Consider the following 22734-nt stretch of genomic DNA (forward strand, 5'->3'; position numbering starts at 1 on the left):
ATGCGGAACGAATAGTACACAAAATCAAGGAAACCTGCTGACGACACTCGATTTCGCCTCATTGCTGCAAAGCACCAATCATATAAGGCCAGTAACTGGCATTTCAAGTAACTGACTTGAAATTTATTTATGTATTATTATAAATGAAATATCTTCTTATTGACAAAATGAAATATTTCATTAGAACAATTAGTGAAAATACTTATTCCACAGTTTCCCAGGCATTCTGTTTTTGCGCGGTCATGGCACGCCAGTAAGCACGTCCGGTGTACCACATGGTGGCACCTATGACGGCACAGGCAAACTGCCCGAGCGCCAGGGTCAGCACAGAATGATCAAGGGCTGGCGCGACCATACCGGCGATGACGGCGCCCAACATGGTGACGGTTGCCGACTGACACGAGGCGACAATGCCTCTTATATTAGGAAACAAATCCAATACCAGCAAGGTCGCCCCTGGCGCAACCAGTGACATGCCAAAGGTATAAAAGAACAAGGGGGTTACTGACCACAATAAAATGGGGGGCGAAAAATAATGAAACACTACATTGAACAGGGATGCGCCTATCAAAAAGCAAAAGCCTATGCTGACCTGTTTCCAGACTGTCATTTTGCCCGCCAGGCGATTGGCCGCCAGGGCACCTAAAAAGATACCACCTACGGAAGGCACAAATTGCCAGCCAAACTGATCTGGCCCCAGATGCAAATGCTGGGTAATAAAAGCCGGGGCGGCTGAAACATACAGGAACAGGCCCGCAAAATTAAAGGCAATGGTGCCAGCCTTTAAATGGAATAGTGGTGATTTAAATACTTTTTTGTAACTGACCCATAAAAATTCTGCGCTAAAAGGCTGGCGCTTGTCCATGGGCAGAGACTCTGGCAGATGCTTATAGCAAGCCCACCACAGGATCACGGTATAGCCAAACAACAACAGAAAAATCGCCCGCCAGCTACTAAAACTGACTACCCAGCCACCGAGGATGGGTGCAATCGCCGGTGCGATAGAGAAGATCATGGTGACCAAAGACAGTAGGCGTTCAGCTGGTGCGCCAGCATACAAATCGCGGATAATGGCACGCCCCACCACCATGCCAGCCCCGGCAGACACGCCTTGCAGGATACGGAAGCCCCACAGGTAATGAATGCTATGCACAGAAGCACAACCAAAGCTGGCAACGGCAAACACCGCCAGCGCCACCAAAATCACATTACGCCTGCCAAATGCGTCAGACAATGCACCATGCCATAAAGTCATGACGGCAAAGGACAGCATATAGGCCGTCAGGGTTTGCTGCACTTCCAGCGCACTCGCATGCAGGGTCTGCTGGATATTGGGGAAGGCAGGGAGATAAGTATCAATCGAGAACGGACCAAGCATGGCCAGGGCAGCCAGTAAGGTCGCCAGGCCAGCATTGCTGATCTTGGTTGCAGAGGACATGGGCAAATTCAGTGTTGCGCCTGATAGCAGTGGCAGCTATCAGGCATGGGACTACAAATTGGGGGCTAAAAAACTGCAGCCAATACCAGGCTGGAATTTACGCCGCAGTTCATGCTGAAGTTCAAAATGAAATTCAGATGCCACCCATACAAAGGTACTTCATTTCCAGATATTCATCCATACCGTATTTGGAGCCTTCTCGCCCCAGGCCGGATTGCTTGACGCCGCCAAACGGTGCAACTTCATTCGAGATCAGGCCGGTATTGATGCCCACCATGCCGTATTCCAGTTTTTCAGCAACCCGCCAGACGCGGCCTATGTCGCGTGAATAAAAGTAGGATGCCAGACCAAAGTCAGTGTTATTCGCGGCGACAATTGCTTCTTCTTCAGTCTTGAACTTGACGACTGCGGCCACAGGGCCAAAGGTCTCTTCATTCATGATCAGCATGCCAGATGTGACATTCGACAGCACCGTTGGTTCATAAAAAAGTTTGCCCGCTTCCAGCAATTTTCCACCAGCCTGCAAGCTTGCACCTTGTTTCAAGGCATCGGCCACATGTTCTTCTACCTTGGCTACCGCTTGTGCATCGATCATTGGCCCCTGGTTGATGCCAGCACCAAAGCCATCGCCCACTTTGATCTTTTTAGCACCGGCTGATAGTTTTTCAACAAAGGCATCGTAAATCGATTCGTGCGCATAAAAACGGTTGGTACAGACACAGGTCTGGCCAGAATTGCGGAATTTCGATTGCAGCGCACCTTCAACGGCAGCATCAAGGTCAGCATCTTCAAACACGATGAAAGGGGCGTGTCCGCCCAGTTCCAGCGCCAGCTTTTTGACTGTCTGGGCCGATTGCCGCATGAGGATGCGGCCTACCGGCGTTGAACCCGTGAAAGACAAGTGCCGTACAACCGGGCTGTCGCACAAGACTTTGCCAACAGCAATGGATTGCTCAGAGTCAGCCGTGACGATATTGATGATACCTGCCGGTATGCCAGCCCTGTGTGCAAGTTCTGCCATGGCCAGCGCCGACAAGGGCGTTTGCTCGGCAGGTTTGATGACGATAGAGCAACCAGCGGCCACTGCAGGCGCCACCTTGCGCGTAATCATGGCGATAGGGAAATTCCAAGGCGTGATGGAAGCGCAGACGCCAATAGGCTGCTTCAAGACCACCATACGCTTGTCGCTCCAGGTTGAGGCCATGACATCGCCAGATACGCGTTTGGCTTCTTCAGCAAACCATTCTATGAAGCTCGCACCGTAAATGACTTCACCCTTGGCCTCAGCCAGTGGCTTGCCCTGCTCTGCCGTCATGATGGCAGCCAGGTCGTCGGCATTCTCTATCATCAGGTCAAACCATTTGCGCATGAGCGTCGCACGTTCTTTGCCGGTTTTTGCGGCCCACAGCGGGAAGGCCACTTGCGCAGCCTTGATGGCAGCCTCGGTATGACCGGCATCCAGATTGGGTACTGTGCCCAAGATTGCCAGCGTGGAAGGATTATTCACCTCAAAACTGGCGGTACCTGTGACCCACTCACCATTGATGTAGGCCTGCTCACGTAATAAGGATGGGTCTTTTAAATTCAGTTGCTTTGCTGTTGATTCCAGTGCCATGACTACATCTCCTTGCAGAATCTTGAAGTGAAGCCTCAAGCCTAAAGCAAAACGGCCAGGTCTGCTGAGACCTGGCCGCTTTTTCAGTAGCTTATTGCCATAGCATGAAAATTATTCAGCTATATCTTTGGGTTTGGCTTCTTCCCTGCGGTTAAAGCCTGCCACCATATCAAAGCGGAACAAACGGCATTCCAGCGCGCCATTGAAGAATGGGGTCTTGCGTGACTCTTTCAAACGCAACATCTTGGGCAAACCCAGATCAGCCGTGAACAGGAACACGCTCCAGCCAGCAAAGCGCTGCTTCAGCGTGGTACTGAAGGCGCTGAAGAAATCCTTGGCCATATCATCTTCTTCCATCGTGCTGTCACCGCGCACACCGATACGTTCACCGTAAGGCGGATTGGTCAGCAAGATGCCAGGCTCTGTCGTTGGTGCCTTGATTTCCTGCGCTTCTATCTGCTTGAGTGGCACGTCAAAACGTATGCCCGCCTTGTTCAGGTTATTGCGTGTCATGACTATCATGTCGCCAGAAATATCGCTGCCAAAAATCGTTGGCTCTGCAGGCAAAGGACGTGGCTTGGCACTGGCCTTGATCTGTGTCCAGGCATCTTCATCAAACTGATGCATTTTTTCGAAAGCAAATTCACGCTTCAGGCCTGGTGGTATGCCTGCCAGGATTTGCGCAGCTTCGATGAGGATAGTGCCGGAACCACACATGGGATCAAACAAAGGTGTACCCGGCTTCCAGCCTGCAGTGCGCAGCAAGCCTGCTGCCAGGTTTTCACGCAAGGGCGCGTCACCAGTTTCCAGACGCCAGCCGCGCTTGAACAAAGGCTCGCCAGAGATATCCAGATACACCGTGAAATTGCGCGCATCCATGAAACCGACGATGCGCATGTCAGGGTTCTTGGTATTGACTGAAGGGCGCTGGGTGAACTGGTCGCGGAAACGGTCGCAGATCGCATCCTTGATTTTGAGCGTGGCAAAGTCCAGGCTCTTCAAAGGTGATTTGACTGCCGTGACATCGACACGGATAGTGTGGTGATAGCCAAACCAGTCTTCCCAGGGCTGGGCCAGCACCAGGTCGTAAATATCGTTTTCATTGGTATAGCCAGAATGCGCCATACGCATCAACACGCGCGAGGCTATGCGTGAATGCAGATTGATACGCCAGCCATCATGCAGGCTGCCTGAGCAATGCACACCACCCGGCACCTGATTGTGGACAGTCATGGTTTTATCCAGAGCTGCAATTTCACCGAGCTCTTCAGCCAGGGCTATTTCCAGGCCACGTGGGCATGGGCAAAAATAAGAATAACGCGTCATAGGAGTACCCTTTATCCGTTAAAAAAACAATGGTGAATATTCACCGCCAATTGCTGGCCTGAAGTTCTGCACTCCAAGTCAGCCGTATTTCGAAACCTCGTCAAACCTAAAAAGGTTTGACGACTACCAAAATCAATATCGCCAGCAACAAAATCACCGGCACTTCATTAAACCAGCGGAACCAGACATGGCTGCGCTTGTTAACGCCCTTCTCAAACTTTTTCAGCAAGCTGCCACAGGCGTGGTGATAACCTATCAGCAAGATCACCAAAGTCAGCTTGGCATGCAGCCAGCCATTACCCGACCCCTTGCCTATGCCATAACCTTGCCATAACCACAGACCGAAGATCAATGCCAGCACTGCCAATATCGTCATGAAACGATATAGCTTGCGCGCCATCAGCAGCAGGCGCTCTGTCGTCGGCGGATGGTTATCCATCGCCAGATTGACGAGGATGCGTGGCATATAAAACAGGCCAGCGAACCAGGACATGACGAACAGGATGTGGAAAACTTTGACCCAGAGCATGGCTTACTTTCTTTCTTATTTTTTACAATGAGCTTCTAAATTATTGGCGCACTTCACCGTGACCAAAAACCACATACTTCATCGACGTCAGCCCTTCCAGCCCTACCGGTCCGCGTGCATGCAGCTTGTCATTCGAGATACCTATCTCGGCACCCAGGCCATATTCAAAACCGTCAGCAAAACGGGTGGAGGCATTCACCATTACCGAGGCAGAATCAACTTCGCGCAAGAAACGCAGGGCGCGGCTGTAGTCTTCTGTGATGATGGATTCTGTATGCTTGGATGAATAATCATTGATATGCGTGATGGCTTCATCCAGATCAGCCACTACCTTGACTGCCAGTATCGCTGCCAGGTATTCAGTGCTCCAGTCTTCTTCTGTCGCTTTAGCCAGATGCGGGTAACCAGCCAGTATCGCAGCGGCGGCATCGTCGCAACGCAATTCCACTTGCTTGCCTGCATACAACTCAGCCAGTGCTGGCAAGACTTGCGCCGCTATGCCTTGTGCAACCAGCAAGGTTTCCATGGTGTTGCAGGTACCATAGCGGTGGCACTTGGCATTGAAAGCCACATCCACTGCTTTTTTGAGGTCAGCCTTGTCATCAATATACACATGGCAGATGCCATCAAGATGCTTGATCATGGGCACAGTGGCTTCTTGCATCAGACGCGCAATCAGACCTTTGCCGCCACGCGGGACGATGACATCGACATATTGCGGCATGGTGATCAGTTCGCCAACGGCAGCGCGATCTGTGGTCTCAACGATCTGTACAGCATCGGCAGGCAAACCAGCACCAGCCAGGCCTTCCTTGACCAGTTTAGCCAAGGCCTGATTGCAATGGATTGCTTCAGAGCCACCACGCAAGATAGTGGCATTGCCACTCTTGATGCACAGGCCAGCGGCATCCACCGTCACATTCGGGCGTGCTTCGTAAATGATACCGATGACGCCCAGCGGTACGCGCATCTGCCCTACCTGTATGCCAGTGGGGCGGTATTTCATGTTTGAGATTTCACCGATAGGGTCAGCCAGGCTGACGATCTGCTCCAGGCCCTCTGCCATGGTGGCAATCGCCTTGTCAGACAGGGTCAACCTGTCGAGCATGGCGGCTTCCATACCTGCTGCTTTTGCTGCAGCCAGGTCAAGTTCATTGGCGGCGCGCAAGGCAGCAGCTTCACGCCTGATGGCAGCAGCGATCAGGGACAGGGCCTTGTTCTTGGCGGCGGTGTCGGCTTTGGCCATGGCGCGCGATGCTGCGCGGGCACGGATGCCGAGGTCGTTCATGTAGTGCTTGATATCCATATCGTCATTCAGAGACCTACTGGTCTCATATTCGTTGATCAGCCACCAGCAAGGTGGCGAGGGAATTCAATTTCCGGTTTGATAAACCGCTAAATCAGGTGCTGGCACAATTGCGATTAAGCCGCTTTTGCCACTCTCAAACCCAATTGCAATAAGGCATCCCAAGGATCACCTGCAAATGCCTTCGCTCGTAAACCTTTTACCATCTTATCGACTTGCGATGCCTCTTGCAGTGCAGCCCGCAAATTTGCCAGGCTGACACGGCGCAAGGCAGGGTCCATGAGTTTTTCTCGCGGCCCCCAGATGCGGTATTCTTTCAGCAAGGCTGACAAGGGCCTGCCCTGTGCCATGCCAGACTTTAATTTCAGCAAGGTGCGTATCTCTTCTGCCATGGCCCACAAGACCAGGGGCAGTGCTTCGCCCTCGCCTTTCAAACCATTCAGCATGCGTACCAGTCTTGCAACATCACCGGCCAACATGGCTTCATTGAGTTTGAAGACATCATAGCGCGCGACATTCAGCACGGCATCATGGATTTGCTCAAAACTCAGTTTGCCTGCCGGGTGCAGCAAGGCCAGCTTCTGGATTTCCTGGTGAGCTGCCAGCAAGTTGCCTTCTACCCTGTCGGCGATGAAATCCAGGCTTTGCCGGTCTGCGCTTTGTTGTTGCAAGGACAAGCGCATGCTGATCCAGCCCGGCAATTGATTGCGCTCTACCAGCGGGATGTCGATATATACCGCGGCTTGCTGCAAGCTGCCTACCCAGGCAGCTTTTTGCGTGGCCCAGTCCAACTTGGGCAAAGTAATCAGGGTCAGGTTATCGGGCGACAGATTCGCCACATAATCCTGCAAGGCCTGGCCACCGTCCTTGCCGGGCTTGCCAGTAGGGATGCGCAAATCGATGAGTTTTTTATCACCAAACAGGGATTGCGACTGATTTGCTGCCAGCAAGGCACCCCATTTGAAACTGCGTTCCACCGTCAGGATCTCGCGCTCGTAAAAACCCTGTGCTTTAGCTGTGCGACGTATCTTGTCTGCCGCTTCCAGCGCCAGCAAATGCTCATCACTGGTGATCACATATAGTGGCGCCAGTGTTTTCGCCAGATGGCCATCAAGGGCATCGAAGCGTAATTGCATATCAGTCGTCCATCTTTACAACAGCCAGCCTGCGCATGATTTGCTGCACCAGGTCACTTTGCATATCGCGGTACAGCAAGACTTCTTCTGCCTCTTTCGCCAGTACTTGCGATTCATTAAAGGTGATATTGCGCTTCAACTGCAGATCTACCGGTTCCAGATATTCCTTGCCTACATTATTGCGGACACGGAAACGGAAGTTATAAATCAAATTATATTCACGCACGCGCCCCTGGCTGTTCAGCGACAGGATTTGTTTTTCGCGGGTTTCACTCAATACTTCGAGTACCACTTGCGCATCCTTGGCCTCAGACATGATCTGGGTCTGGCCATTGGCACGGATATGGCGGCGCAATTCACCACCCAGGGCCGAGCTTTCTGGCATGCCGATATAAATACTTTTAAACGGCAAGGCAACCGGGCCGCGCAGGGCGAAACCGCAGGCCGACAACAACATGATGGACATGATGGCTGCCAGCCATTGCAGACGCTTTACATAGTTTGCTTGCATGCGGTTTTCCCTGTTACTGGTATATCTGTTAAACAATCAGGCGACGATATTCACCAGCTTGCCAGGCACGATGATGATTTTCTTGGCTGCGCCTTCCATGAACTTCTGTACGCTTTCATTGGCCAGAGCAGTCGCTTCTATGGTGGCTTTGTCGGCATCCTTGGCAACCTTGATACTGCCGCGCAGTTTGCCGTTGACCTGGACCATGAGCTCGATTTCATCCTGTACCAATGCAGCTTCATCGACCAGCGGCCACGGTGCATCAATGATTTCACCGAGTTCTGTTGCCAGACCCAGTTCTTGCCACAGTACGTGGGTAATATGCGGGCATACCGGATACAGGCCACGCAGCAAGATACTGAAAGCTTCGCGCAAAGCTGCAGCACTGCCTTCGGCTTCTGACTTGAAGGACTCTATGGTGTTGAGCAACTTCATCGCGCCAGAGACGACCGTGTTGTATTGCAATCTATCGTAATCGGCATCGATCTGCTTCAGCGTCAGATGTACTTCGCGACGCAAGGCCTTGACACCATTGGCATACGCCGCAGGCACAGCAGTACCAGAAGCAATCGTGCCAGACAATTTTAAGGCAGAAGCCCACAAACGACGCAGATAACGTGATGCACCTTCTACACCGCTATTACTCCATGCCGCACTTTGATCTGGAGGACCGGCAAACATGGTGAACAGACGTGCTGTATCAGCACCGAACTGTTCGATAATGTCTTTGGGTTCCACCACATTGTTCTTGGACTTGGACATCTTTTCTATGCCACCCATTTGCACAGGCTGACCATCCGACTTCAATATGGCAGAAACCGGACGTCCCTTGTCATCATGCTGGACTTCGATTTCATTCGGATAAAACCAGATTGTCTTGCCGCTGACATCTGGTCGATAGTAAGACTCATTGAGCAACATGCCCTGGGTGAACAGGTTCTTGAAAGGTTCGTCTATCTTGACCAGGCCCAGGTCACGCATGGCCTTGGTCCAGAAACGTGCGTACAGCAAATGCAGAACCGCATGTTCGACACCGCCGATGTACTGGTCCATCGCCATCCAGTAGTCATTGCGGCCATCCACCATGGTTGTCGCATCAGGGCAGGTATAACGCATGAAATACCAGCTGGAATCAACGAAGGTGTCCATGGTGTCAGTTTCGCGGTGTGCCGGGCTGCCGCATTTAGGGCAAGGCACATTCAGGAAATCTTCACGGTGTTTCAATGGATTACCAGAACCGTCAGGGATACAGTCGGTAGGCAGGACCACTGGCAAATCTTCATACGGCACAGGCACATCACCACAGCTGTCGCAGTGGATGATAGGGATAGGTGTGCCCCAGTAACGTTGACGGGAAATACCCCAGTCACGCAAGCGCCAGGTGGTTTTCTTTTCGCCCAGACCTTTGGCTACTAGGTCGCCAGCCACTGCATCAACCGTGGCTTTGAAGCTCAGGCCATCGTACTTGCCGGAATTGACGGTGATGCCGCGTTGCTTGTCGCCATAATATTCTGCCCAGGCATCGGTGCTGAAGCTTTCACCTTCGATCGCCACCACCTGCTTGATGGCGATATGGTATTTTTTCGCAAAAGCAAAATCGCGTTCATCATGTGCAGGCACGCCCATGACAGCGCCATCGCCATAAGTCATGAGGACATAGTTACCTACCCAGACTTCGACCTGCTCGCCAGTCAGAGGGTGAGTAACGAACAGGCCAGTCGGCATGCCCTCTTTTTCCTTGGTCGCCATTTCAGCTTCTGTCGTGCCACCAGCTTTGCAGACTTCGATGAAGGCTGCCAGTGCGGCATTATTCTTTGCTGCCAGCGTAGCGATGGGGTGTTCTGCCGCTACTGCACAGAAAGTCACGCCCATGATGGTATCAGCACGGGTAGTAAACACATACAGCTTGCCATCTTGTACTAGTGCGTCGGTTTCGTCAGCGATCTGGTGCGGGAACGCGAAGCGCACGCCTTCACTCTTGCCTATCCAGTTGCGCTGCATGGTACGTACCTGCTCAGGCCAGCCATCAAGATCATCGATGCTATTCAGCAATTCGTCTGCGTACTGGGTGATGCCAAAGTAGTAGCCAGGAATTTCGCGCTTCTCTACCAAGGCGCCAGAGCGCCAGCCACGGCCATCAATAACCTGCTCATTCGCCAGCACGGTTTGATCAATTGGGTCCCAGTTCACAACCTGGGTTTTTTTGTAGGCAACGCCTTTTTCCAGCATCTTCAGGAACAGCCACTGGTTCCAGCGATAGTAATCCGGGTCGCAGGTCGCGACTTCACGCGTCCAGTCAAATGCCAGGCCCAGAGGCTGCATTTGTGACTTCATGTCTTCGATATTCGCGTAAGTCCATTCTGCAGGCGATTTTTTGTAGGCAATCGCCGCATTTTCTGCCGGCAGACCAAATGCATCCCAACCCATGGGCATGAGGACGTTATAGCCCTTCATGCGCAGCTGGCGTGCCAGCATGTCATTGATCGTGTAATTGCGCACGTGGCCCATGTGCAGCTTGCCGGAAGGGTAAGGCAGCATGGAGCAAGCGTAATACTTGCCTTTAGGGAAACGTGGATTGTTTTCTACTGCCGTATAGGCATCGATCTTTTTCCAATGGGTTTGCGCCGATTGTTCGACGTCAGAGGGCGTGTATTTTTCTTGCATGGCGTAAGCAGAAGTAGATGCGGAAATGACTCAGAACCTTTGATTATAACTGGTTCAGACACATTATTGAGGAAAGCCTGACAGGCAAAGGCTCCCGGAGCCGTTTTACAGGGTGCAGCGCAGTCTTGTACTGACTCAACCGTGGCAATTACGGTTTTTTGGCTTGCTTGCTGTCGGTTACAAAAGAAATCCTGGCCAGCCCTTGCGTCTGGGCTGCCGCCATCACCTGGGCGATAATTTCATAACGGGTAGCCTTATCGGCCCGCAACTGGATTTCTATCTGCTTGTTCTTTTTCGCCAGCAGCGCCAGCCTGGATTCCAGGTCAGCCATGGCCATTACCTGCTTATCCCAGTAGAGGATGCCGTCAGCATCAAAGGAAATACGTACAGACTCAGCCTGCTCAGCCACTGGGGCCGATTGTGCCTGCGGCAAATCCAGCTTGATCGCATGCGTCATGAAAGGGGCAGCGATGATAAAGATGACCAGCAAAACCAGCATCACATCGACCATGGGCGTGACATTGATGTCCGCCATGGAAGTCAGCGGACGGGATGAGGATTCGCGCGGCGTATGAAATTGACCAAATGTCATCTTTTAAATTTGGGGACGGTTTTTTTTGTTTTTAATTCAAGACTTGTTCATGTGAGCATGCAAGTCAAAGGCAAAACCATCCAGCTCAGCCAGGGTAATGCGATTGATGCGATTAAAGGCGTTATAGGCCAATACGGCAGGTATCGCTACCAGCAAACCCAGCGCTGTCATGATCAGTGCTTCGCCCACTGGCCCTGCCAGCTGGTCGATTTGCACCACACCGTTGGATGAAATGGCCGTCAAGGCGCGGTAAATACCCCAGACTGTTCCCAGCAAGCCAACAAAAGGAGCGGTTGCGCCGACTGAGGCGAGAAAGCTCAAACCGGTTTCCAGCTTGACCGTCAGGCCTTGCAATTCCTGGCGCAGGCTACGCGTCAGTATCTCGCTCAGACCTGCATTGGCAGACAAAGTGGCGCTGCGTTGGGCAGTGTCACTGGCGGCATGCGCAGCATCTGCCAGGGTGATGAATATTTTGGACTGATCAGTTTGGCGCAGCGACGATAATGCATCTGCCAGACTGGGCGCACGCCAGAAGGCACGCAAGCCTGGGGCTGCTTTACGGATACGCCAGAAACTCCAGCCCTTCATCAGTATCAGTGTCCAGCTCAGTACTGACATCAACAATAATAACCAGCCAACCAGATGACCCAGTGCGTCAGCCTGTTCCCAATAATGTGCGATTGCAGAATTCATGCGTGTGCCGCTTATTTCACTTATTCAAATATCAGGCGAATGTGCGCTATTAACGAAAACCAAAGCAAACTAAATAGGACTTACGCAAAATTGTCCCAGCAAGGCGTAGCGACGAAGACAGTACTTTAGTACGGCTAGGAGCTACAACGCAGCTGGGGCGGTTTTGCGTATGTCCCACTAACGGAAACCCAGGACATCGTACATATCATACAAGCCTGTAGATTTGCCTTGCAAGAAACGTGCAGCACGCAGGCTGCCATGGGCATAAGTCACACGGCTGGAAGACTTGTGGCTGATTTCTACGCGTTCACCTATGCCGGCGAACAAGACCGTATGATCACCAACGATGTCGCCGCCACGGATAGTTGCAAAACCGATGGAAGATGGATCGCGCTCACCTGTCACACCTTCACGGGCAAACACGCCCACTTCATTGAGGTCACGGCCCAGTGCATCGGCGATGACTTCACCCATTTTCAGGGCTGTGCCTGAAGGAGCATCGACCTTGAAGCGGTGATGGGCTTCGACGATCTCAATGTCATAACCTTCGGCAAAGCTTTTGGCTGCCATTTCCAGCAACTTCATGGTGACGTTTACGCCTACACTCATGTTCGGCGCAAACATGATCGCGGTTTTTTCTCCTGCGACGGCAATCGCTGCCTTGCCTGCTTCATCAAAGCCCGTGGTGCCGATAATCATCTTGATGCCATGAGCTGCACAATATTCGAGATGCTTAAGGGTGCCCTCAGGGCGGGTGAAATCGATCAGGTAGTCGGCATTGGCCAGGCCAGTTGCCAGGTCAGCAGTAATATTCACGCCGCAAGGCTTGCCCAGACTGGCTGCGGCATCGGTACCGAGGGCTGGTGAGGCTGGCACATCCAGCGCACCAACCAGGACCATGTCATCGGCATTGCTGATCGCTTCGACCAGCATTTTCCCCATACGGCCAGAAGCCCCGGCCACGGCAATTTTGAGTGCAGTCATAAATATCTACTTCTCTCTTAGCTTATTTCTCTTTTTTCTTCGGCGCATCGGTCTCTATCACCGATTGCACGCGGTTCAGGCCCAAAGCGGATTCTGTAATACGTGCCAGATATTCTTTTTCAGTCGGCAAGTTACCGCCTTCAAACTTTGCTACCGTACCATCTTTGAAAAACACCGACACGCGGCTGGTGATACGTTCACCATTTGGCTTGGTCAGGCGGAAAGGATAATCCCAGCGGTCTTCATGGAACATATCGGTCAGCAAGGCTGTACCAAGGATAAAACGCACCTGCTCACGTGTCATACCTTCTTTTAACTGTGCCACCATTTCCTGGGAAACGAAGTTACCTTGCTGTATGGGAACGCGGTAAGGCGAAATAAAGGCCAGTACCTTGCCAAAACCGGTCGGCTCAACCACTTGCGCGCCATTTGCATCACTAGGTGTGCCTGATGTTGCATATACTGAAGTTCTGTCAGCCGATGACAGCAGGGGAATAGGTGTTGAACATGCTGTCAAAGAAGCCAGCACTACCAGACCCGCTACACGGCTCATCTTATTCCGCGTTAAACCTGAAAACAACAGTTGCATAGATAACCTCTTAATTGAGCAACAAGCCCTAAAACCCGATATCATAAAGCAGATAGCAATTTTTTGATCGAAAACATGACAAACAGCTCCCCAAACCTCAAAGCCAGCGGTCTGAAAGCCACTCTGCCCCGCCTGAAAATCCTGGAAATCTTCCAGAGCAGCAAGGTTCGTCATCTGACAGCAGAAGATGTATATAAGATCCTGCTCAATGAAAATATGGATGTCGGTCTGGCAACTGTGTACCGCGTCCTGACCCAGTTTGAACAGGCCGGACTGTTAAACCGGAATCATTTTGAGACTGGCAAAGCCATTTTTGAATTGAACGAGGGTTCACACCATGACCATCTGGTCTGCCTGGACTGTGGCCGTGTGGAAGAATTTTTTGACGAAGAAATCGAACAACGCCAGCAAACAGTCGCCCTGGAACGCGGCTTCAAGATTGCTGAACATGCACTGGCAATTTATGGCAATTGCACCAAGCCTAATTGCGAACACAAGGCTTGAATCGTAAGCGCAAAGCTTAAAGTAAAGAGAAATCCCCCAACTTTAGCCTGACAAGCGCACCCGGCCATAGCAACCCGGTGTGCGCTTTCCAGCTTAATTCCAGCCTATTTATTGATCTTGGCTACGACAGCCTCGACAGTTCCTATGATCTTTTGCGCATTGAATGGCTTGAGGATATAGCCGTGGATGCCATTCTTGACTACTTCCGTAATCGTATCCTGGTCTTTATTGGCTGTTACCATCAAAACCCTTGAGTCTGGCAACAATTCGCGGATGCGGGGCAGGATTTCAGTACCACTGATCTTGGGCATGACAATATCGAGCAAGATCAGGTCAGGTTTGAGTTTCACTGCCATTTCCAGGCCAGTGCCACCATCGGTAGCTTCGCCAACGACGTTATAACCCTCGCTGCGCAATATGACCCTGAGCACCTCGCGGGTGACATCATTATCATCAATCAATAAAATCTTAGCGTTTTTCTTTTCCATAGCAACCCTGTATGCGCATCAATGTTTGCTTGTTTTTGCTTATTTGCTTCGCTATTTCACACTGTATCTTAATGCTTTATTACTGACTAAGTGCATTAGATAATAATTTTGAAGTGATGTCTACGATGGGGATAACTCTTTCATAGGCCATGCGGGTAGGTCCTATGACACCCAGGGTACCCACTATCTTGCCGTTCACCCCATAGGGCGCTGTGACAATACTCATTTCTTCCATGGGTACCAGTTGTGATTCGCCGCCGATAAATATCTGCACACCAGTTGCCTTGCTGGATACATCAAGTAATTGCATGAGGCTGTTTTTTTGCTCGAACATATCAAACAGCTTGCGCAGGGAACTCATATTTGACGACAGGTCTTGCACATTCAGCAAATTACGCTCACCAGAGATAACGACCTCGTCATTATCCTCATCCATGGCATTGCTGCCCGCCTCTACCGCCGCCTGCATGAGCCTGGTCATATCATTTTGCAATTCCCGCAACTCACTGTTGATACGGGTGCGTGCGTCGGTAAAGCTCAAGCCACCAAAGTTCTGGTTCAGGTAATTGGCGGCCTGCACCAACTGCGTTGGCGTGTAATCAACATCGGTCAACAACAGACGGTTATGCACTTCGCCACCAGGTGCCACCACTACCAGCAAGATACGTTTTTCTGACAGGCGCAAGAATTCTACCTGCTGGAAAATCGACTCAGTACGCGGCGTCATGACGACACCGGCAAATTGTGACAAGGACGATAATATCTGCGCCGCGTTCGCAATCAGTTTTTGCGGCGACTGTGCATTCATATTTGATTGCAGGCTGGACTGCAGGCGCGAATCCATGGCTGCGCCATTCACATCTTGCACAGTAAGCAAGGTATCAACGAAAACGCGATAGCCCCTGGGCGTGGGGATACGGCCCGCAGAAGTATGCGGGCTTGCTACGAAGCCCATTTCTTCCAGGTCGGCCATGACGTTGCGTATCGTCGCCGGGGATAATTCCAGGCCAGATATTTTGGACAAGGCACGGGAACCCACAGGCTGGCCGTCGGCGATATAACGCTCGACCAGGGCTTTTAATAAAGTTTGTGCGCGGATATCTAGTTGCATGGTTTCATTTTATGCGTTCATGACTGACATGAACATAGAAAAATTCATAGCCATAGAGTCAGGTCATGCAGATTGGCAAATTCCGCATCCGGCTTGATATGCAGATGGCGCTCATCTTCAATTTTTAAACCCTGGCGGTTCATCCAGCCGCCTTTTAATCCCGCCTGTTGCGCACCTTGCACATCGAGCAATAAATCATCGCCAACATATAATACTTCTGCAGGTTCCAGGCCCAGCTCCTGGCAAGCGGCCAGGAATATCCTAGGGTCGGGCTTGGCACAGCCAAAACGATAGGCAGCGATAGACACCTTGAAGTGATGCGCCAGGCCTATCGCCTGCAAATCGGCAAAACCATTCGAGACTGTGCCTAGCAACAGTTTTTCTTGCAAAGCCTGCAAGGCGGGTTTGACATCGCTGTACAAATCGACTTTGTTACGGGCATCGGCAAAAACGGCCATGGCCTGGTCGGCTTTTTCGGCTTCCACGCCATGCTCATCAAAAACCTGTTTCAACAAGGTATGACGCAGAGCCCATAAATCGTATTGAAAACGCTGGTCGCTCGCTACCAGCAAATTCCTGCGCTCACGCAATTTTTCCACATTGTAATTTTGCGCCACAAGAGGTGCGTGTTCATGCAACCATTGCTGCAAAACGGATTCAGCATGACGAATAACTGGCGCAACCGGCCACAAAGTATCATCGAGGTCCAGCAAAACTGCTTTAATTGCCATAAAGAGCACTCATTCCATTCATAGATGCCCTAATTATGTTCTAATCTCAGGCATCATGTCACCCTACCTTTGTTTATGACAGTACAGGCCAAAACCATTGCACTTGTTGGAAAATCGAATGCGACAGGCATTGCTGACTCGATTAAGGAACTGGCCAATTTTCTCGCGAGCGCCGGACACCGCGTCGTCATCGAGGCAGAAACCGCGCAATATCTGCAGTTGAGCGAATTCAGCAGCATGCCCGTGCCTGAGATAGGCAAGCTGGCCGATGTCGCCATCGTCGTTGGCGGCGATGGCACCATGCTGGGCATAGCACGGCAACTGGCACCCTACAATATTCCTCTGATTGGTATCAACCAGGGCAGACTGGGTTTCATTACCGATATTGCACTTGACCGCATGATCCCTGTCATAACAGAAATGCTGGATGGCAAATATGTGTCCGAGCGCCGCAGCTTGTTGCAGGCCATCGTGACCCGCGATGGCAACCAGATTTTCAGTGGTGTGGCTTTCAATGACATCGTGGTCTCACGTGGTGCAGGCTCAGGGATGGTGGAATTACGTGTCGAGGTAGATGGACACTTCATGTATAACCAGCGCTCAGATGGTCTCATCGTTTCGACGCCGACAGGCTCCACTGCCTATGCCCTTTCTGCTGGCGGCCCGCTGCTGCACCCCAGCCTGTCAGGCATTGCGATGGTGCCAATTGCGCCGCATGCCTTGTCGAACCGGCCCATCGTCTTGCCAGACAGTAGCGAAATCGTCATCACCATCGTGGCCGGACGCGATATCAGCTTGAATTTTGATATGCAAAATTTTGCCAGCCTGCAGCATCAGGACAGGATTATCGTGAACCGTTCTGCCCATACGGTAACCTTCCTGCATCCTCCCGGCTGGAATTATTACAACACCTTGCGCGAGAAACTGCACTGGAATGAATATCCATCGGTAGAGGGTGCGCTGAATTAATTTTTTCGCCCACTCTTACAAACACAGAAGTCACAGGCTGTTGCTAAAATAGCGATTTCGCTATGCTGGCTGGTACTTTCCGGCACCATTTTCTTAACAAATTCCTTCATGTCTGCCCATTATGTTGCGCACGCTTGCCATACGAGATTTTGTCATTGTTGATACGCTGGAGTTGGAATTTTCTTCAGGCTTCAGTGTGCTGACCGGTGAAACCGGTGCGGGTAAGTCCATTTTGATCGATGCCCTGACCCTGGCCCTCGGTGGCCGGGGTGACGCCAGCATGGTAAGAGAATCTGCCAGCAAAACTGATATCAGTGCAGAATTTGCCGTCAATGAAACACTCGCCACCTGGCTCAAAGAACATGAATTCTTTGACCAGGATCAACCGCTGATCTTGCGGCGTACCATCGATAATGCAGGCCGTTCCAAGGCCTGGATCAATGGCATCACCGCCACTGCAGGGCAATTGCGCGAGATAGGCGACATGCTCGTAGATATCCATGGCCAGCATGCACACCAATCCTTGTTGAAAACCGAGGCACAGCGCGACTTGCTGGACATGCAAGGCGGCTTGCAAGAGCAAGTCACCGAAGTAGGCTTGCGTTACCGCGCCTGGCGCAATATCAGCAAGCAACGTGAAGAATTTGAGACCAATGCCAAGAGCGTCTTGCAAGAGCGCGAGCGTCTGGAATGGCAGGTCGGCGAACTCGATAAATTGCAGATCAAGCCCGGTGAATGGGAAAGCATCAGCCAGGAGCACAGTCGTCTGGCTCACGCTGCCAGTCTGCTGGAAGCCGGACAAGAGGCAGCCGCATTGATTTCTGAATCCGAGCATCCTGTCTTGTCGCAACTGACTGCCATCCAGCAAAAGCTGTTGAAGCTAATCGATTACGATGCGGCGCTCAAACCCGTCACCGATGCGCTGGAATCTGCCTGCATCAATTTGCAGGAAACCACCTACGCACTCAATGTTTACCTGAGCCGCACAGAACTCGACCCTGCCCGTCTGCGCGTCGTGGAAAACCGCGTAGAAGTGATACACACGACGGCACGGCGCTTTCACGTCGCGCCTGAAAAATTGCACGAAGAATTTGCCACGCTGTCAGCCCAGTTGGCGCAGTTGTCGAATGCCACCGACATGGATGCCCTGAAAGCACAGGAAGAAAAAGCCAGGCTTGCCTACCTGCAAACCGCAGGAAAACTCAGCAAGATCAGACAAAAAGTTGCCAAAGACCTGGGCGCAGCAGTCACCACGGCAATGCAAGACCTGAGCATGGGCGGCGGCAGCTTCTCGGTTGCACTCAATCCTGTAGAACCAGCCGCCTATGGCCTGGAACAGGTGGAATTTCTGGTCGCAGGCCATGCCGGTGTACAGGCAAGGCCATTGGCCAAGGTAGCCTCTGGTGGCGAACTGGCGCGTATCTCGTTGGCGATTTCTGTCATCACCTCTTGTGCTACTGCCACTCCTACCCTCATATTTGATGAAGTTGATAGTGGCATAGGTGGTGGCGTGGCTGAAGTGGTTGGTCGTTTATTGAAACGCCTGGGCCAGGACCGGCAAGTCTTGTGCGTTACGCATCTGCCGCAAGTGGCCAGCCAGGCTAACCAGCACTTCCAGGTCAGCAAGGCCAACCAGAATGGCAAAACCGTTTCACAAATAGAAGCACTCGACAATAAACAAAGAGTGGAAGAAATCGCCCGCATGCTGGGCGGCATAGAAATTACGGCGACTACGCGCAAACACGCCAGAGAATTATTGGCATCTTAAGAAAAAAAATACATCATGCGCTTCCTCAAAGAACCTGAATATTCACACGGCAAAATCGCCAAGACAGCCGTGGTGCTGATCAACCTCGGCACGCCTGATGCACCGACGACATCGGCAGTGCGCCGTTATCTCAAACAATTTTTATGGGATAGACGCGTAGTTGAAGTACCGCGCCCGGTCTGGTGGCTGCTCTTGCACGGGATTATCCTGCCCTTCCGTTCTGGCCAGTCAGCAAAGAAGTATGCTTCGATCTGGACCAGGGATGGTTCGCCACTGAAAATACATACACAAAAACAGGCAGCATTGCTGAAAGGCTATCTGGGTGAACGTGGGCATGAAGTACAAGTTGCCTATGCCATGCGTTATGGTTCACCTTCGATACCCGAGGTCTTGCAAAAACTCAAAGTAGACGGTTGTGAGCGCATACTGATATTGCCAGCCTACCCGCAATATTCTGCCACGACGACAGCCTCCAATTTTGACGCGGTGGCCCAGCATTACCAGCAAGTCAGGAACATGCCTGAACTGCGCTTCGTCAAGAATTATCATGACCATGATGCTTATATACAGGCTTTGCGCGTGTCGGTCATGGATCACTGGCAAAGCCATGGTCGCCCTGACAAACTGGTCATGAGTTTCCATGGTTTGCCAAAAGCATTTTTATTGCGCGGTGATGCCTATCATTGCGAATGTTATAAAACCGCCCGCTTGCTGGCTGAGAAACTGGGCTTGGGCAAAGATGATTATGTGGTCACCTTCCAGTCACGCCTGGGCCGTGCCGAATGGTTGCAACCTTATACAGCACCTACCGTGGCAAAGCTGGCCAAAGAGGGCGTTAAACGCATAGACGTGATTTGCCCCGGCTTTATCGCTGACTGCCTGGAAACCCTGGAAGAAATTGCCATGGAAGTGAAGACCGATTTTCTGAAAGCGGGTGGCAAGGAATTCAACTACATTCCCTGCCTGAATGAGTCACCGGCGTGGATGCGCGGCCTGGCTGAAATTGCAGAGCAACATCTGATAGGCTGGCCTACCATGATCACCGCCAGCGTGCGTGAACAGCAAAAACAGCAAGCCCTGATCAGCCGCGCAGAAGCCAAACGCATGGGTGGCGAGCCCTGAGGCAGCAATGGCAAAAACTTATTTTATCGGCGATATACAAGGCTGTGCCGACCAGTTGCAAAGCCTGCTCAACAAAATAGAGCAGACCGAAGCAGATGCACAGTATTTGTTTGCAGGCGACCTGGTCAATCGCGGCCCCAAATCGCTGGCCAGCCTGCGCCTGATACGTGATTTGCAAGTTGCTGGCCGGGCAGAATCCGTACTCGGCAACCATGACCTGCATTTGCTAGCTGTCGCCAATGGCATACGTAAAGCAAGTCGCAGCGATACCCTGGACGATATCCTGCAAGCACCAGACCGTGAAGAATTGCTGGACTGGCTACGGCACAGACCCATGGCGATTTCACAGCACCAGCACTTATTGATACATGCAGGCATCTTCCCGCAATGGTCAGCAAAGCAAACCATGAAGCTGGCGCATGAAGTCGAAACACAGCTACACAGTAAAGACTGGCTGGATTTATTACGCAATATGTATGGCAACACCCCAGCGCAATGGCAGGATGATCTGGAAGGCTATGACAGATTACGCTGCATCATCAACGCACTGACACGCATGCGTTTTTGCAATGCAGATGGGATCATGGATTTTGACAGCAAGGATGGTCTGGACAGCGCACCGCAAGGCTTTGCCCCTTGGTTTGACCTGTCACGTGCGAGTGAAAAAAACACCGTGGTATTTGGTCACTGGTCCACCCTGGGCCTTATCTTGCGCAACAACCTGATTAGCCTCGATACTGGCTGCATCTGGGGCGGCAAGCTGACTGCCGTCGCACTGGAAGACCGGCAAGTCGTGCAGCTAGATTGTCCGCAACAGCAAAAACCGGGGTAATAATTCCCGGATTTTTAATGCCGAGTACATACACAATATCACCAGCACGTCCAAGACCCACGCGTCCGCTTTGCTTATTTTGTTTCTCTTGATTTATTTTGCCCTATCGAACATTATCTTTTATCTATGCATCTTGAGTGAGCCGGAATGCGTATGATTATGTTACGTTTGTCCCCAAATGCCGTCGTATCAAGCAGCTGCTTCACATGACATTATGTTGAGTAAGGAGTTAAGAAAATGCTAGTAGAAATGTTGAAAGGTGCTCTCTTTTAGGTATTTACTTAAAGGAGAGCAAAATGAAAAGAGAATGCAGCCTCATCAAGGCATTCGGCAAAAATGAAGTTGGTTTAGCTGAGATTCCCAAAAAAATATCGGGAATAAAAATATCACGCATCATCATTGGAGAGAAAAGCGGTTGTTCACGCTGTTTTCCACATGGGTATGAAACCATTAACAGCCATATAGACAACCGTCAGCGCAACTGGAAAAAACAACGTAAAACGAAATGGAAATAATAGACAGATAAAGCCTTTGCGAGAACCTAAAGATGCTTCCGATTTTCGCAAAGCTTTACCTTAGATGTCTTAGGCCGCACTACTAGTATCAACTAATCCCCAGCTCTTTCATCACCGCCGCATGCGCTATTTGCGCGACTTCTCTGCGGTGCGCACCTTCGGTAGGAATCGCAGGCAGGCGCACCAGCTCTGCTGTCATACGTGGTGCCAGCAAAATGATGCGCATGCTTTCTGCAAAAGTCATGTCGCCAATAAAATCAGCGGCAGGGTGGAGCTGTCCCTGCGCATCAAGGTAGCGCACAACAAAGGGCTGTACGGGCACATGTGCTTCTATTGCCGCTTCAAACAGGTTGGCATGAAAGGACAGCAGATTGCCTTGTGCTGCTGTAGTACCCTCAGGGAAAAACGCAATGCGCTTGCCGGCTTCTATCTGATGTACCAGGCCCTCATAGATACGGCGCACATCGCGTTGCCTGCCGCGTACCAGAAAAATTGTACCGGCCTTTTCACATAACCAGCCCAGCAAAGGCCAGTTGCGGATGTCTGACTTGGCGACGAAGTGGCAAGGATGCAGGGTATTGATGACAAAAATATCCAGCCATGACACATGATTGGAAACGATCATCGCCGACGGATTCACAGCCCCCTCGCTTTTATCCTTGAAAGCCACATCCACGGTACAGATGGAGAGCAATTTGACCGACCAGCGGCGTACCAGCTCATCACGCCTGGCATCAGAAGAAAACGGAAAGATCAGGGCGCAAGTCAGCAGACCTGCCGTGAGATGGAGAAATATCCGGAAAAAATGCCAAACGATCATACTGACTCACAAAAATACTCACGTAGAGTAACAATTAAAAATAGCCAAGCTGAATAAACAAAAGCGGGAGTAAGGCTATACTCGCCTTTACCCCCACTCATCCCAGTCATCCCACTCAATCAAACGAATTTCTCACTGAGCAGTTTGGACACTACCTCAGCCTGCTTCAGGCACGCAGTCTTACCACTTCCTCTTTGGCATCTTCATCAATCAAGACACTCACTGACTCTGTATAATGCACATTGGAACCGAGTTTTTTGACGCCTGAAATCCAATACTCTTCATGGGTATCGGCGTCAAAAAAATTACCGGATATTCCACCTCCGGTACATGCCTGGAAGGATTTTCCACGGTAGTAAACTGTTCGCCCTGTTTTGGAAAACTCAACCCAGCCTATGCGCGCAGCAACGCCATCGATCAAGCCGTTTTTATTTTCCACATACATGACGCGTCTTTGTTCACCACGGGTAATCTGATTACTTTTCATCTGC

23 protein-coding genes are annotated in these 22734 nt (G+C 51.3%); 6 read left to right on the forward strand and 17 right to left on the reverse strand.

Features of this window, described 5'->3' with window-relative positions; translation table 11 throughout:
• Nucleotides 1-202 precede the first annotated feature (202 nt).
• From ACO0LL_RS03420 to ACO0LL_RS03475, 12 genes are all read right to left on the reverse strand, one after another.
• Nucleotides 203-1438, reverse strand: coding sequence for a multidrug effflux MFS transporter (locus ACO0LL_RS03420; protein WP_422949491.1), 1236 nt, complete (start codon nucleotides 1436-1438; stop codon nucleotides 203-205).
• A 133-nt stretch (nucleotides 1439-1571) separates the two neighbouring features.
• The gene (locus ACO0LL_RS03425) at nucleotides 1572-3053 is read right to left on the reverse strand and encodes an NAD-dependent succinate-semialdehyde dehydrogenase (protein ID WP_422949492.1); all 1482 of its coding nucleotides are present in this window, start codon (nucleotides 3051-3053) and stop codon (nucleotides 1572-1574) included.
• A gap of 111 nt (nucleotides 3054-3164) precedes the next feature.
• A complete protein-coding gene (locus ACO0LL_RS03430) occupies nucleotides 3165-4379 on the reverse strand; it encodes a THUMP domain-containing class I SAM-dependent RNA methyltransferase (RefSeq protein WP_422949493.1) in 1215 nt (404 codons plus the stop codon).
• Nucleotides 4380-4485: 106 nt separating this feature from the next.
• Entirely contained in the window at nucleotides 4486-4908 is a 423-nt protein-coding gene (locus ACO0LL_RS03435; protein WP_422949494.1) for a CopD family protein, read from the reverse strand.
• A gap of 40 nt (nucleotides 4909-4948) precedes the next feature.
• Nucleotides 4949-6214 (reverse strand): glutamate-5-semialdehyde dehydrogenase, encoded by a 1266-nt coding sequence (locus tag ACO0LL_RS03440; protein ID WP_422949495.1) that lies wholly within the window; start codon nucleotides 6212-6214, stop codon nucleotides 4949-4951.
• A 116-nt stretch (nucleotides 6215-6330) separates the two neighbouring features.
• Complete coding sequence (gene holA / locus ACO0LL_RS03445) at nucleotides 6331-7350, reverse strand: DNA polymerase III subunit delta (protein ID WP_422949496.1); 1020 nt, start codon at nucleotides 7348-7350, stop codon at nucleotides 6331-6333.
• A gap of 1 nt (nucleotide 7351) precedes the next feature.
• A complete protein-coding gene (lptE, locus tag ACO0LL_RS03450) occupies nucleotides 7352-7861 on the reverse strand; it encodes an LPS assembly lipoprotein LptE (RefSeq protein WP_162039934.1) in 510 nt (169 codons plus the stop codon).
• Nucleotides 7862-7897: 36 nt separating this feature from the next.
• Nucleotides 7898-10525, reverse strand: coding sequence for a leucine--tRNA ligase (gene leuS, locus ACO0LL_RS03455; protein ID WP_422949497.1), 2628 nt, complete (start codon nucleotides 10523-10525; stop codon nucleotides 7898-7900).
• A gap of 148 nt (nucleotides 10526-10673) precedes the next feature.
• Nucleotides 10674-11117: an ExbD/TolR family protein gene (locus ACO0LL_RS03460; RefSeq protein WP_422949498.1), complete on the reverse strand. Its 444-nt coding sequence runs from the start codon at nucleotides 11115-11117 to the stop codon at nucleotides 10674-10676.
• Between the two features lie 36 nt (nucleotides 11118-11153).
• Nucleotides 11154-11810 (reverse strand): MotA/TolQ/ExbB proton channel family protein, encoded by a 657-nt coding sequence (locus tag ACO0LL_RS03465; RefSeq protein WP_422949499.1) that lies wholly within the window; start codon nucleotides 11808-11810, stop codon nucleotides 11154-11156.
• 177 nt (nucleotides 11811-11987) lie between these two features.
• Complete coding sequence (gene dapB / locus ACO0LL_RS03470) at nucleotides 11988-12794, reverse strand: 4-hydroxy-tetrahydrodipicolinate reductase (RefSeq protein WP_422949500.1); 807 nt, start codon at nucleotides 12792-12794, stop codon at nucleotides 11988-11990.
• A 22-nt stretch (nucleotides 12795-12816) separates the two neighbouring features.
• A complete protein-coding gene (locus tag ACO0LL_RS03475) occupies nucleotides 12817-13347 on the reverse strand; it encodes an outer membrane protein assembly factor BamE (RefSeq protein WP_422949501.1) in 531 nt (176 codons plus the stop codon).
• Nucleotides 13348-13458: 111 nt separating this feature from the next.
• Between ACO0LL_RS03475 and fur the strand changes: the two genes are divergently transcribed.
• Nucleotides 13459-13887 (forward strand): ferric iron uptake transcriptional regulator, encoded by a 429-nt coding sequence (gene fur, locus ACO0LL_RS03480; RefSeq protein ID WP_422949502.1) that lies wholly within the window; start codon nucleotides 13459-13461, stop codon nucleotides 13885-13887.
• Nucleotides 13888-13991: 104 nt separating this feature from the next.
• Here the strand turns inward: fur and ACO0LL_RS03485 are convergent, their stop codons facing one another.
• The 3 genes from ACO0LL_RS03485 to ACO0LL_RS03495 all read right to left on the reverse strand — a co-directional run bounded on the left by ACO0LL_RS03485 (nucleotide 13992) and on the right by ACO0LL_RS03495 (nucleotide 16217).
• Entirely contained in the window at nucleotides 13992-14375 is a 384-nt protein-coding gene (locus tag ACO0LL_RS03485; protein WP_422949503.1) for a response regulator, read from the reverse strand.
• Nucleotides 14376-14454: 79 nt separating this feature from the next.
• The gene (hrcA, locus tag ACO0LL_RS03490; protein ID WP_422949504.1) at nucleotides 14455-15486 is read right to left on the reverse strand and encodes a heat-inducible transcriptional repressor HrcA; all 1032 of its coding nucleotides are present in this window, start codon (nucleotides 15484-15486) and stop codon (nucleotides 14455-14457) included.
• Between the two features lie 44 nt (nucleotides 15487-15530).
• Nucleotides 15531-16217 carry an HAD family hydrolase gene (locus tag ACO0LL_RS03495; protein WP_422949505.1) on the reverse strand — a complete coding sequence of 229 codons (687 nt, stop codon included), beginning with the start codon at nucleotides 16215-16217 and terminating at the stop codon, nucleotides 15531-15533.
• A gap of 75 nt (nucleotides 16218-16292) precedes the next feature.
• Between ACO0LL_RS03495 and ACO0LL_RS03500 the strand changes: the two genes are divergently transcribed.
• The 5 genes from ACO0LL_RS03500 to ACO0LL_RS03520 all read left to right on the forward strand — a co-directional run bounded on the left by ACO0LL_RS03500 (nucleotide 16293) and on the right by ACO0LL_RS03520 (nucleotide 21423).
• Nucleotides 16293-17186 carry an NAD kinase gene (locus tag ACO0LL_RS03500; protein WP_162039925.1) on the forward strand — a complete coding sequence of 298 codons (894 nt, stop codon included), beginning with the start codon at nucleotides 16293-16295 and terminating at the stop codon, nucleotides 17184-17186.
• Between the two features lie 121 nt (nucleotides 17187-17307).
• Nucleotides 17308-18954, forward strand: a complete 1647-nt coding sequence (gene recN, locus ACO0LL_RS03505) for a DNA repair protein RecN (protein ID WP_422949506.1) — start codon at nucleotides 17308-17310, stop codon at nucleotides 18952-18954.
• A gap of 15 nt (nucleotides 18955-18969) precedes the next feature.
• A complete protein-coding gene (gene hemH / locus ACO0LL_RS03510) occupies nucleotides 18970-20076 on the forward strand; it encodes a ferrochelatase (RefSeq protein WP_422949507.1) in 1107 nt (368 codons plus the stop codon).
• A 7-nt stretch (nucleotides 20077-20083) separates the two neighbouring features.
• The gene (locus ACO0LL_RS03515) at nucleotides 20084-20908 is read left to right on the forward strand and encodes a symmetrical bis(5'-nucleosyl)-tetraphosphatase (protein ID WP_422949508.1); all 825 of its coding nucleotides are present in this window, start codon (nucleotides 20084-20086) and stop codon (nucleotides 20906-20908) included.
• Nucleotides 20909-21204: 296 nt separating this feature from the next.
• A complete protein-coding gene (locus ACO0LL_RS03520; protein ID WP_422949509.1) occupies nucleotides 21205-21423 on the forward strand; it encodes a hypothetical protein in 219 nt (72 codons plus the stop codon).
• An 88-nt stretch (nucleotides 21424-21511) separates the two neighbouring features.
• On the opposite strand, the gene ACO0LL_RS03525 is transcribed toward ACO0LL_RS03520, so the two are convergent.
• Together ACO0LL_RS03525 and ACO0LL_RS03530 are read right to left on the reverse strand one after the other, a co-directional pair.
• Nucleotides 21512-22243: a lysophospholipid acyltransferase family protein gene (locus tag ACO0LL_RS03525; protein ID WP_422949510.1), complete on the reverse strand. Its 732-nt coding sequence runs from the start codon at nucleotides 22241-22243 to the stop codon at nucleotides 21512-21514.
• Between the two features lie 166 nt (nucleotides 22244-22409).
• Nucleotides 22410-22730 (reverse strand): 1-deoxy-D-xylulose-5-phosphate synthase, encoded by a 321-nt coding sequence (locus ACO0LL_RS03530; protein WP_422949511.1) that lies wholly within the window; start codon nucleotides 22728-22730, stop codon nucleotides 22410-22412.
• Between the last annotated feature and the right edge of the window lie 4 nt (nucleotides 22731-22734).

The sequence above is a fragment of the Undibacterium sp. TC4M20W genome (assembly GCF_049340245.1).
Lineage (GTDB): Bacteria > Pseudomonadota > Gammaproteobacteria > Burkholderiales > Burkholderiaceae_D > Undibacterium.